At 70.9% G+C, this 12,312-nt stretch carries 9 protein-coding genes; 6 read left to right on the top strand and 3 right to left on the bottom strand.

The window, feature by feature from the left end:
• Window positions 1–50: 50 nt before the first annotated feature.
• A complete protein-coding gene (gene purD, locus OG943_RS35305) occupies window positions 51–1,316 on the bottom strand; it encodes a phosphoribosylamine--glycine ligase (RefSeq protein ID WP_328605256.1) in 1,266 nt (421 codons plus the stop codon).
• A gap of 212 nt (window positions 1,317–1,528) precedes the next feature.
• Here purD and OG943_RS35310 point away from each other — a divergent pair, with 212 nt between their 5' ends.
• From OG943_RS35310 to OG943_RS35330, 5 genes are all read left to right on the top strand, one after another.
• Complete coding sequence (locus OG943_RS35310; protein WP_328605257.1) at window positions 1,529–2,665, top strand: glycerophosphodiester phosphodiesterase; 1,137 nt, start codon at window positions 1,529–1,531, stop codon at window positions 2,663–2,665.
• 73 nt (window positions 2,666–2,738) lie between these two features.
• Window positions 2,739–3,737, top strand: coding sequence for a serine hydrolase domain-containing protein (locus tag OG943_RS35315; protein ID WP_328605258.1), 999 nt, complete (start codon window positions 2,739–2,741; stop codon window positions 3,735–3,737).
• Window positions 3,738–3,822: 85 nt separating this feature from the next.
• On the top strand, window positions 3,823–5,367 hold the full coding sequence (locus tag OG943_RS35320) for an amino acid permease (RefSeq protein ID WP_328605259.1): 1,545 nt from the start codon (window positions 3,823–3,825) through the stop codon (window positions 5,365–5,367).
• 73 nt (window positions 5,368–5,440) lie between these two features.
• Window positions 5,441–7,060: an alpha/beta fold hydrolase gene (locus OG943_RS35325; protein ID WP_328605260.1), complete on the top strand. Its 1,620-nt coding sequence runs from the start codon at window positions 5,441–5,443 to the stop codon at window positions 7,058–7,060.
• 93 nt (window positions 7,061–7,153) lie between these two features.
• Complete coding sequence (locus tag OG943_RS35330; RefSeq protein WP_328605261.1) at window positions 7,154–8,788, top strand: Na+/H+ antiporter; 1,635 nt, start codon at window positions 7,154–7,156, stop codon at window positions 8,786–8,788.
• Here OG943_RS35330 and OG943_RS35335 read toward each other — a convergent pair.
• Window positions 8,769–9,689 (bottom strand): TIGR03564 family F420-dependent LLM class oxidoreductase, encoded by a 921-nt coding sequence (locus OG943_RS35335; protein ID WP_328605262.1) that lies wholly within the window; start codon window positions 9,687–9,689, stop codon window positions 8,769–8,771. The two genes, OG943_RS35330 and OG943_RS35335, sit on opposite strands and share 20 nt — an antisense overlap.
• A gap of 130 nt (window positions 9,690–9,819) precedes the next feature.
• On the opposite strand from OG943_RS35335, the gene OG943_RS35340 reads away from it, so the two are divergent.
• Window positions 9,820–10,317 (top strand): OsmC family protein, encoded by a 498-nt coding sequence (locus OG943_RS35340; protein ID WP_328605263.1) that lies wholly within the window; start codon window positions 9,820–9,822, stop codon window positions 10,315–10,317.
• Window positions 10,318–11,022: 705 nt separating this feature from the next.
• Here OG943_RS35340 and OG943_RS35345 read toward each other — a convergent pair.
• Window positions 11,023–12,309 carry an adenylosuccinate synthase gene (locus tag OG943_RS35345; RefSeq protein WP_328605264.1) on the bottom strand — a complete coding sequence of 429 codons (1,287 nt, stop codon included), beginning with the start codon at window positions 12,307–12,309 and terminating at the stop codon, window positions 11,023–11,025.
• Between the last annotated feature and the right edge of the window lie 3 nt (window positions 12,310–12,312).

Raw genomic sequence — 12,312 nt, forward strand, 5'->3', positions numbered from 1 at the left:
ACGAGGCTACCAACGACCACGTACCGCCGAGGCGAAGTCCGCCGGAAAGTTCAGGCGCCGACGGGCGCGTCGACCTCGCCGCTCGCGGCCTTCAGCGCGATGTCGGTGCGGTGGTGCGAGCCGGCCAGGCGCACGCGGTCCACCGTCTCGTACGCATGCTTGCGCGCCGACTTCAGCGACTTGCCGGTGCCGACCACGGAGAGCACGCGCCCGCCGGAGGAGACCACCGCGCCGTCGTCACGGCGCCGCGTGCCGGCGTGCAGCACGCCTTCGAACTCACCGCCGCTGATCACGTCGCCGGTGCGCGGTTTGCCGGGGTAGCCGTCGGCCGCGATCACGACGGTGACCGCCGCGCCGCCCGACCACTCCAGCGGCGGGTGCTCGGCGAGCTTGCCGGTGGCCGTGGCGTGCAGCAGCGCCGCGAGCGGCGAGCGCAGCAGGGCCAGCACGACCTGCGTCTCCGGGTCGCCGAAGCGGCAGTTGAACTCGATCACCTGCGGGCCTTGCGAGGTCAGCGCCAGGCCCGCGTAGAGCAGGCCGGAGAACGTGGCGCCGCGCGCGTCGAGCTCGTCGACCACGGGCTGCACGACCTTCTCGACGACCTCGGCCACGAGGTTTTCCGGGGCCCACGGCAGCGGCGCGTACGCACCCATGCCGCCGGTGTTCGGCCCCTTGTCGTCGTCGCCGAGACGCTTGAAGTCCTGCGCCGGCAGCAGCGGCACGACGGTGCGGCCGTCGACGAAGCAGAACAGCGAGGCCTCAGGCCCGTCCAAAAAGGACTCCAGTAGCACCGGGTGGCCGCCGTCGAGCAGCATCAGCGCGTGCTTGCGCGCCACCTCGATGTCCTCGGTGACGACCACGCCCTTGCCCGCGGCCAGCCCGTCGTCCTTCACCACCCAGGTGGGGCCGAAGCGGTTGAGCGCGGCGTCGAGACGAGCCGGGGTGTCGACGACTTCGCTGCGCGCGGTGGGCACCTCGGCGGCGGCCATCACGTCCTTGGCGAACGCCTTCGAGCCCTCGATCCGGGCCGCCGTCGCCGACGGGCCGAAGCAGGCGATGCCGGCCTTGCGCACCGCGTCCGCGACGCCCGCGACCAGCGGCACCTCGGGGCCGACCACCACGAGGTCGGCCTTCCATTCCTTGGCCAGGGCGGCGACCGCCTCGGGCTCGGCCGCTTCGACACCCATCTGCTCGGCGACCGCGGCGGTACCGGCATTGCCGGGCGCGCAGGCGAGCGCGGTGACGGCGGGATCGCCGGACACCGCGAGGACGAGTGCATGCTCACGGGCGCCGGACCCGATTACCAGTACGCGCACGCCGAACAGGGTAACCGGGGGCCGCCGGGCGGAACATTTCGCCGTCCGTGTGGCCCGGCCCGGAAGCGGATTCCATGCGCCGTTTACCCGGTTGTCGGCCCTTCGCCCCCTCTTCCGCCTCGCGCCCGACGCTTGCGGCTGTGAGGGTGACGCGGTAGTCGTGGCAAGCCCGTCGTCGAGGCGGGGTGGTGCCCGGTAAAGAGAGGTTCTCCATGAAGCGCAACCGTGTGGGTGTACTCGTACTGTCCGGACTCGCCCTGCTCGGCGTCGCAGGCCTGGCGATCGGCCCCGCCGCGGCGGGCGAGCCGGCCGCACCGGGTGCGGTGGCCCAGGGCCGCGGGCACGATGACCCCGTGATCATCGGCCACCGGGGCGCGCCCGGCTACCGCCCCGAGCACACGCTCGCCTCCTACGAGCTCGCCTTCCGGATGGGCGTCAGTTACGTCGACGTCGACCTCGTGCCGACGAAGGACGGCCAGCTCGTCGCCCGGCACGAGCCGGAGATCGGCGGCACCACCGACGTCGCCGACCACCCCGAGTTCGCCTCGCGCAAGAAGACCGAGGTGATCGACGGCGCCCCGCTGACCGGGTGGTTCACCGAGGACTTCACGCTGGCGGAGCTGAAGACGCTGCGCGCGAAGGAGCGGATCCCGGAGAACCGGCCCAACAACCAGCTGTACAACGGGCGGTTCGAGGTGCCGACCTACCAGGAGGTGCTGGACCTGACCCGGCGGCTCGGCCGCGAGCTGCACCGGACGCTGGGCACCTACCCCGAGGTCAAGCACTCGACGCACTTCCAGCAGATCGGCAACCCGGTCGAGCCGAAGCTGGTGTCGATCCTGAACCGCAACGGGCTGAACCGGCCGGACGCGCCGGTGGCGATCCAGTCGTTCGAGGTGTCGAACCTGATCGCGCTGCACAAGCAGGTGCGGGCGCCGCTGCTGCAGCTGACCTCGGCGACGGGCGCGCCGGCCGACTTCGTCGCCTCCGGTGACAAGCGCACGTACGCCGACCTCGTGACGCCCGCGGGCCTGCGTGAGGTCGCGAAGTACGCGAAGTACCTGGGGCCGGACAAGTCGCAGGTGATCCCGCTCGACTCCGCCGGGAACCTGGGCAAGCCGAGTTCGCTGGTCGCCGACGCGCACCGGGCGGGCCTGAAGGTGCAGCCCTACACCTTCCGCAACGAGAACCCGTTCCTGCCGGCGAACCTGCGCTCGTCGAGCAGCCCCACCGCGTTCGGCAACGTGTTCGCCGAGGAGGCCGCGTTCCTGAAGGCCGGCGTCGACGGGTTCTTCGCGGACCAGTCGGACACGGCGCTGGAGTCACTGCACGACTTCCTCGGCCGCTGATCCCCTGATCGCCGGATTCCTTGGCAGACAAAAGGATTCCGGTTTTGTCGGTGCCCGCCGTTAAAGTCGTGGCATGGATTTCGGGGAGGAGTTCGACCGGCTGGCGAAGGAGACGCAGTTTTCCGGCGTCGCACTGGCCAGTCGCGGAGAAGAGACGGTGCTCTCGAGCGCGCACGGAATGGCGCACCGGGGGTACGCGGTATCGAACACGGTGGACACCAGGTTCGCGATCGCCAGCGGCACCAAGGGTTTCACGGCGCTGGTGATCGTGAGCCTGATCGTCGAAGGGCTGCTTTCGCTCGGCACCCGGGTGCGCACCCTGCTGGGCGCGGACCTGCCGCTGATCGACGACGGCGTCACGGTGGAGCACCTGCTGGCGCACCGGTCCGGCATCGGCGACTACTACGACGAGGACGCGGAGCCGCCGCCGCGGCCACAGGAGCTGTCGGGGCCGGCGGGCTACTTGCGCGCGCTCGGCGGCTTCCCGCAACAGTTTCCGCCGGGCGAGCGGTTCGCCTACAACAACGGTGGTTACGCCGTGCTGGCGGTCGTCGCCGCGCGGGCCGCGAACGAACCGTTCGAGCGGCTGGTGCGCGAGCGGGTGTGCGCACCAGCCGGAATGGCGGACACGGCGTTCCTGCGTTCGGACGAGCTGCCAGGGCGCACCGCGACCGGGTACCTGGAGAACGGGCGGACGAACGTGTTCAGCCTGCCGGTCGTCGGCACCGGCGACGGCGGCATCTTCTCGACGGCGCCGGACTTCCGCGCCTTCTGGCCGGCGCTGGCGGCGGGCCGGATCGTGCCGCGCGAGTGGGTGGCGCGGATGACGGCCGTGCACAGCGCGTCGACCGGAACCCGGCAGGAATACCGGTACGGGCTGGGTTTCTGGCTGCCCGCCCGCGGCGACACGGTGATGCTGGAGGGGTACGACTACGGCGTCTCGTTCCGGAGCACGTACCGGCCGTCGAGCGGGCTGAGCTGCACCGTCCTGTCGAACACCTCGGAGGGCGCTTGGCCGATGGCCGCGCGGCTGGAAGAGCTGCCCGCGCCGGCGCCGCCCGCCGATTCTTGACGCGACCTTGACACCTGTCGAGCGACCGGGCTAGCTTCTCCGGAACTTCAATGGTCTGTACACATACCTTTCAGGTGGGTGCCCGATGGATGTCTCCGACCAGCAGACCGCCGAGCCCGACGAAACCGATGAAGACAGCGCACGCCTGCACGCGCTCGGCTACGCGCAGGAACTCAAGCGGACGATGTCGTCGTTCTCGAACTTCGCGGTGTCGTTCACGATCATCTCGATCCTGTCCGGGTGCCTGACGCTCTACGGCTTCGGCATGAAAACCGGCGGGCCGGCGGCGATGATCTGGGGCTGGCCGCTCGTCGGCGTGTTCGTGATCCTCGTGGGGCTGGGCATGGCGGAGGTGTGCTCGAGCTACCCGACGGCGGGCGGCCTGTACTACTGGGCCGCGCGGCTGGCGACGCGCAACGGCCCGGCGTGGTCGTGGTTCACCGGCTGGTTCAACCTGATCGGCCAGATCGCCGTCACGGCGGGCATCGACTTCGGCGCGGCGCTGTTCCTGAATGCGTTCCTCGACCTGCAGTGGGGCTTCAGCGCGACGCCGGGGCACACGATCCTGCTGCTGGCGATCATCCTGGTGGTGCACGGCGCGCTGAACACGTTCGGCGTGCGGGTGGTGGCGATCCTCAACAGCGTCAGCGTCTGGTGGCACCTGGTGGGGGTGCTGGTGATCGTGGGCGTGCTCATCTTCGTGCCGGCGAAGCACCAGGAAGCGTCGTTCGTGTTCGGCAGTTTCGTGAACCAGACGGGCTGGGGCTCGTCGGTGTACGTGTTCGCGCTCGGGCTGTTGCTGGCGCAGTACACGCTGACCGGGTACGACGCGTCAGCGCACATGACGGAGGAGACCAAGAACGCCGCGACGGCGGGGCCGCGCGGGATCATCAACTCGATCCTGGTGTCGCTGGTCGCCGGGTGGATCCTGCTGATCGGGCTGACCTTCGCGATCCAGGACTACGACGGCGCGGTCGGCTCGGCCACGGGGGTGCCGCCGGCGCAGATCTTCATCGACGCGACCGGCGCCGTCACCGGCAAGTTCCTGCTGCTGATCTGCATCGGCGCGCAGCTGTTCTGCGGTATGGCCTCGGTGACGGCGAACTCGCGGATGATCTACGCCTTCGCCCGCGACGGCGCCATCCCGGGCTCGAAGGTCTGGCACCGGATCAACAAGCGCACGCAGACGCCGACCAACGCCGTGTGGCTCGCCGCGGGCGGTGCGCTGATCCTGGCGCTGCCGTACCTGTGGAGCGCCACGGCGTACGCGGCGGTGACGTCGATCGCGACCGTCGGCTTGTACGTGGCGTACGTGATCCCCGTGTTCCTCCGCGTGCGCCGCGGCGACAGCTTTGAGAAGGGCCCGTGGAACCTCGGCCGCTGGGGCAAGCCGATCGGCATCGTCGCGACGGCGTGGGTCGTGGTGATCTTCGTGCTGTTCATGCTGCCGCAGGCCTTCCCGGTCACGGCCGACTCGTTCAACTACACGCCGATCGCGTTCCTGGTGGTCCTCGGCGGCGCGGCCCTGTGGTGGGTCCTCTCGGCGCGGAAGTGGTTCACCGGCCCGAAGGTCCAGGGCTCCGAGGAAGAACTCGAGGCCGTTGAGCAGGAGCTGAAGGAGCTCGGCTGATCCCAGCGGGATCAACCCGGGTTGGACCCGGAGGTGGAGGCGCGGCCCGGCGGGCGCGGTGAAGATCGGAGCGGTGACACTTCGCCGGATCACCGCACTCGCCGTTGTCGCTGTGGCTGCCGCTGCCGCTGCCACGGCCACCGCCGCAGCCACGCCCACCGCCGCACTCGCTGAAACGCCCGCGCCCGCCACGGCATCCACCGCCACACTCGCCGAAACGCCGATGGCCGTCCTCGCCACCGCGCCCGCGTCTGCCGCAGCGGCCCCACCCGCCACCACCGCCACACCCGCCACACCCGAATCGCCCACCCCACCACTGCGCTGGGGCGACTGCCCACCCCCGACCCCCGGCGCGAACGGCGCCGTCACCACCCGCGACCCACGCCAGCAGTGCGCGACCCTGGCCGTCCCGCTCGACTACACGAACCCCCGCGGCCGCACGATCACTCTGACTGTCTCGCGGATTCCCGGGGCCCGGCACCGGGCGCTGGTCGTCGCGCCCGGTGGGCCCGGGATGTCGGGGCTGGACGAGCCCAGTGCGTGGTCGGGCACGGCCGTCGGGCGGCAGTTGCTCGGGACGTACGACCTGATCGGGTTCGACGACCGGGGTATCGGGCGCTCCACGCCGATCCACTGTGGACTCTCCGCGGCGGACCGGGACTTCAGTGCCGCCGTCCCGTTTCCTTCCCCGCAAGGGGACATCTCGGCGAACGTCGCGCTGGCGAAGCGCGTCGCGGACAGCTGCGCGGCCAACGCCGGCGCGTACCTGCCGTACGTGAACACCCCGAGCATCGCCCGTGACATGGACCGGATCCGCGCGGCGCTGGGCGTGGCCCGGCTGTCCTACTTCGGCACGTCGTACGGGACTTACCGCGGCGCCGTCTACACCGCACTGTTCCCCCAGCGGAGTGACAAGATCGTGCTCGACAGCAGCGTCCCGCCGGAGGGTGTGCTCGGGGCGCTGAGGCTGAAGGGCGAGGCCGCCGCGTCCGCGTTCCCGGACTTCGCCGCGTGGACGGCCGCGCACGACGCGACGTTCCACCTCGGCACCAGCGCGGACGCCGTCGAGGCCGCGTACTTCCGCATCACCACCACGCTCGACGCGCACCCGCGCACGTTCCCGAGCGGCCGGGTGCTCACGGGCAACCTGGTGCGGATCGCGCTGCCGTCGATGATGGAGAAGCGCGCGACTTTCCCCGTGATGGCCGCCATCCTGGCCGTCGGCGACGGGCAGGACCTGCCGGTGACCGGGTTCAGCCAGCCGATCCCGGACAACTTCGAGAGCGACCAGTACGCCGTCATCTGCGGTGACGCGCCCGCGTCGCGCAATCCGGCGACGTACGCGGCCGCCGTGCAGGTGGAACGCCGGATTCACCCGCTCACCAACGGCATGCCCGCGAACATCTGGGCGTGCGCGTTCTGGCCGCGCGACGCCGTCCACACACCCGTGCCGATCACCGCGGACGGGCCGCGCGACGTCCTGATGTTCCAGAACCGCCGCGACCCGTCCGCCGCCTACTCCGGCGCCCTGCGGATGCGCGCCGCGCTGGGTGGCCGGGCCGAGCTGACCACCGTCGACGACGTGGGCCACGGCGTCGACCTCACCAACCCGTGCACCGCCACCCGCCTGACGGACTTCCTGCTGCGCGACCAGCTCCCGGTGCGCGACACCGCCTGCGGGACCACTCCGTGACGGCTCGGGCGGCGCGAGGACCAGCGCCTCGCGCCGCCTGACGCCGGTGACCAGCCCGAGCGCGAGCCCGTTGCGTGGGTGAAGATGCGGGGCATGGAGACCTTGACGCTGGTGGGCGTCCTCGCGGGTTCACTCGGGCTGACGGCGCTGGCACGGCGCTACAACCTGTCCGCGCCACTGCTGATCGTGGTCGTCGCGCTCGGCATCGCGCTGATTCCCGGGGTGCCGCGGATCGAGCTGGAACCCGAGCTGATCCTCACCGTCGTCCTGCCGCCGCTGCTGTACTCGACGTCGCTGGAAAGCTCGCTGACGCACTTCCGCGCGAGCCTGCGGCCGATCATCTCGCTCGGCGTGCTGCTGGTGGCGTTGACGGCCGTCGTGGTCGCGTTTGTGGTGCACCTCCTGCTGCCGGACCTGCCGTGGGCGTCCGCGCTGGTGCTCGGCGCCGTCGTTTCCCCGCCGGACGCCGTGACGGCGGTGGCGATCGGGCGCAAGCTCGGCCTGCCCCGCGGGATCATGACCGTGCTGACCGGCGAAAGCCTGGTCAACGACGCCGCCGCGCTGACGCTGTACAAGGTGGCGCTGGCGGCCGTCGCCGGGACCGCCGGGTCGATCGGGCACGGGTTCGCCGTCTTCGCGGTGGCGACGGTGCTGGGCATCGCCGTCGGGCTGGTCGCCGGGTTCGTGGTGGTGTTCATCCGCGGGCGGCTCGACGACCCGCTGATGGAATCGGCGTTCGGCATCATCGTCCCGTTCGCGGCGTACGTGACGGCGGAGCACCTGCACCCGTTCGGCGCGGAGTTCAGCGGCTCCGGCGTGCTGGCGGTGGTCACCGCGGGGCTGTACCTCGGGAACCGGGCGCTGAGCGCGTCGCCGGCCACGCGCATGCAGGACAGCTCGGTGTGGGCGTCGATCGACGTGCTGCTGGAGGCGCTGGTGTTCGCGCTGATGGGCCTGCAGCTGCCGTTTGTGCTCGACGGCGCGCAGCACGCGGCGCGCGACAACGGGACGCTCGCGCTGGTCGCCGTCGTGGTGCTGGCGGTGACGATGCTGGTGCGGATCCCGGCGGTGTTCCTGTCGAGTTACCTGCCCCGGACGTTGCGGCTGTTCGGCCGCGCCAGAGAGGGGACATCGTGGCGGGCGCTCGCCGTGGTGTCGTGGACGGGCATGCGCGGGGTGGTCACGCTCGCGGCGGCGTCCGGTGTGCCGACCGGGACGCCGGGGCGCGAGGAGATCCAGCTGTTCGCGTTCACCGTGGCGGTCGGCACGGTGCTGGTCCAGGGCCTGACGCTGCCGCTGTTGATCCGGCTGCTGAAGGTGCAGGACCCGGGCGAGGCGGCCCGCGACGAGGCCGAGGAGCTGGCCGCGCGCGAGGTCGCGCAGAAGGCGGCCCACGAGCGGCTGCGGGAGATCACCAGGGAAAGACTATCCACAATGGACATGCCGGAGGAGAAGGCGGCGCGGCTGCGGCAACGGCTGGAACGGCTCGTGGACACCCGCTACCGCTTCGCGAAGGCGGCGATCACGTTGTCCGGCGAGGAGCGCAGCGCGAGCCCGCAGGCCCAGTTCGCGAAGGCGCGCAAGGAACTGCTGCTCACCCAGCGCGCGGCGATGATCGAGGAGAACCGCGCGGGCCGCCTCGACGATGTCGTGCTGCGCAAGGTGCTTCGCGAACTGGACCTGGAGGAGCTGTCGGTGACGAACTCGCTCACGAACCGGATGAGTTGAGCGCCCCGGCGAGCCGCCACGTGCGTTCCCGGTCCGCCGTGCCGTTGAGGCCGGTCTGCGCGAAGAGGACTTCGGTGGCGCCGGCCTCGTAGTACTGCCGGACGCCCGCGGCGACGGTCTCCTCGTCGCCGATCAGCGCGAGCTGCGCGGCGTGGTCGACGCCCGCAGTGGCCAGCACCTTCTGGTAGGAGGGAATCGTCGAGTAGAACCCGAGCTCGGCGGCGGCGGTCTGGCGCACGGCGGCGACGTCGCCGGTCACGACCACCGGCACGGCCGCGATGATCCGCGGCGCCGGGCGGCCGGCCCGCTCGGCGGCCTTTGTGAGCGTCGGCACGATTTCCTCGGCCAGCGTCCGCGGCCCGGCGAGGAAGGGCAGGGTGCCGTCGGCCAGCTCACCGGTCACGCGCAGCGCCTGCGGCCCCATCGCGGCGACGATGATCGACACGTCGGCGGCACCGGCGGCGTCGGCCGTGTGGACGTCGAGCGTTTCGCCGGCGAAGTCCACCGCCTCCCCGGAGAAGACCTGGCGCAGCACCGTGAGCTGCTCACGCAGGTGCCGGATCGGCGGCGGGTACTCGACGCCGTAGATCGGCTGGTGGAAGGCCTGCGCCCCGAGCCCGAGGCCGAGCGTGAAGCGTCCGCCGGTCGCGGCGTCGGCGGTGCGCGCGGCACTCGCCAGCACAAGGGGGTGGCGCGGGTAGAGGGGCACGACCGACGTCCCAACCGCCAGCCCGGGCACCTCCCGCCCGGCGAGCCCGGCGAGCGCGATGGCGTCGTAGGACAACGGCTGCTGCGAAAACCAGACAGACCCGACGCCGGCGTCAGCCGCCTGCCGCGCCTGCCCGATCAACTCGTCAACGCCGGCGGGCTGTCCCGCCGGCAGGGTGATCCCGATGGTCATGCATCCCACGGTATCCAGCTGTGGCAACGGTTTCCGGCTTCCCACCGCGTGGGACGCCGATGCGGCCATTCGCCGCGGCCCGCACGCTGGGGGCCCGACTTCCCGACGTCCCGACTCCCGAGGAGCGCTCGTGTCGCTGACCGATGTCATCGAAGGAACCCGCCAGGCCGTCAAAAGCGACCCGCACAACGCGGCCGTGTCGTTCAGCGTGGCCAACGCACTGGTCCCGGGCACCGCGACCGTGGTCGACGTGCGGGTGCGCAACCACTCGCTGACCGTCGACGAGCCACCTGCCCTCGGCGGCACCGACACGGCGGCGAACCCGGTCGAGTACGCGCTCGCCGCGCTGGGCTCGTGCCAGGTGGTCACCTACCAGTTCTGGGCCGCGCGCCTGGGCATCCCCCTGACCGCAGTCCGCGTAACCGTGGACGGCGACCTCGACCTGCACGGCTTCTTCGGCTTCTCCCACGCCACCCGCCCCGGCTTCGGCGACGTCCGCGTGTCCGTGGCCCTGGAGGGCCCAGCCGCGGCCGACCGCTACGAGGAACTGCGCCGCGCGGTGGACGAGCACTGCCCGGTCCTGGACCTGTTCCGCAACGAGACACCGGTGAGCACGAAGCTCGCTTGAGGGTGGGGGCCGCTTGTTCGGGGCGGCTCTTCCGTTCAGGCTGGGCCATTCCGCAGACTCAGCCGACCAGGCCTGGCCTCTGGAGGCTCAGGCCGGCCTTTCCCCTTCGGACCAAGCCTTTCCAACTCAGGCTGGGCCTTTCCGGAGACTGCGCCGACCATCCTCGGCCTCGCTGGAGCCCCAGTCGTCCAGGCTGGGCCCTCCGTTCAGACCAATCCCGCCCGAAACTCAGCCAACCAGGCCAACCCCTTCCGGAACCGCAGCCGAACTCGCAACAAGCCGACGACCGTTTCCCGGCTTCCCCCGCTGTCCTTCACCCGCGACGCCCACCAACGCCGCGCAACATCATGGAACGCCGCTTCAACCGCCTCAATAAGCTCCGCGCCAACGCAACCCGGTGCGAGCACCTCAGACCCGGCCCCATACTCATCCAGCTTCGAGACCACACCCCCAGCGCAAAATCACAGCCCCAGCAGCGCACACCCCCGCCACTCCACCGGGGGGACGGCCCCGCTGCCAGTCTACCGGCGGAGGGCGTGAAACCCGGCGCCCAGCGGAATCTGTGGACAACGGGCGCCGAAAGCGGGCGGCTGTGGACAAGTCGTGGCCAAAGAGGGGCCGAGAGGTCAAGCCGGGTGTAAAAGGCTCGCCATCAAAGAAGCCCGCCACCGGCAGAAAACCAGTGGCGGGCCCCAAAGAACAGGCTCAGACGAAATCGTGTCGCACGATGGTCTGCTCGCGGCCCGGGCCGACGCCGATCGCGGAGATGCGGGCGCCCGAGAGTTCCTCCAGGCGTTCCACATAGGACCGTGCGTTGGCCGGCAGCTCTTCGAAGGTCCGGCAGGCCGAGATGTCCTCGAACCAGCCCGGCAGCTCCTCGTAGATCGGGATGGCGTGGTGCACGTCGGTCTGCGTCATCGGCATGTCGGCGGTCCGGAAGCCGTCCACCTCGTAACCCACGCAGACCGGCACCTTCTCCAGGCCGGACAGCACGTCGAGCTTGGTCAGGAAGTAGTCGGTGATTCCGTTGACGCGCACGGCGTAGCGGGCGATCACCGCGTCGAACCAGCCGGTGCGGCGCGAGCGGCCCGTGGTGACGCCGAACTCGCCGCCCTGCTTGCGCAGGTACTCGCCCGACTCGTCGTCCAGCTCGGTCGGGAACGGGCCGGAGCCGACGCGCGTGGTGTACGCCTTCAGGATGCCCAGCACGGTGGTGATGCGGCCCGGGCCGATGCCCGAGCCCGCGCTGGCGCCGCCGGACGTCGGGTTCGACGAGGTGACGAACGGGTACGTGCCGTGGTCGACGTCGAGCAGCGTGCCCTGCGAACCCTCGAGCAGCACGGTCTCGCCGCGCTCCAGGGCCTGGTTCAGCTGCAGCCGCGTGTCCGCGATGCGGTGCGCGAACTTCTCGCCCGCGGCGAGCACCTCGTCGGCGACCTCGTCGGCGTCGAGCGCCTTGCGGTTGTAGACCTTCACCAGCACCTGGTTCTTGAACTCCAGGGCGGCTTCGACCTTCTGGCGGAAGATCTTCTCGTCCAGCAGGTCCTGCGCGCGGACGCCGACGCGGGCGATCTTGTCCTGGTAGCACGGCCCGATGCCGCGGCCGGTGGTGCCGATCTTGCGGCTCCCGAGGTAACGCTCGGTGACCTTATCGATGGCGACGTGGTACGGCATGATCAAGTGGGCGTCGGCCGAGATGAGCAGCTTGCCGGTGTCGACGCCGCGCTCCTCCAGGCCCGCGAGCTCGTCCAGCAGGACACCCGGGTCGACCACGACACCGTTGCCGATGACGTTGGTGACGCCGGGGGTCAGGATGCCCGACGGGATGAGGTGCAGGGCGAAGTTCTCACCATTGGGCAGGACGACGGTGTGACCGGCGTTGTTGCCGCCCTGGTAGCGGACGACCCACTGGACTCGGTCACCCATCAGGTCGGTGGCCTTGCCCTTGCCTTCGTCCCCCCACTGGGCACCGATGAGCACGATGGCCGGCATGTG

Source organism: Amycolatopsis sp. NBC_00345, assembly GCF_036116635.1.
Taxonomy (GTDB): Bacteria; Actinomycetota; Actinomycetes; order Mycobacteriales; family Pseudonocardiaceae; genus Amycolatopsis.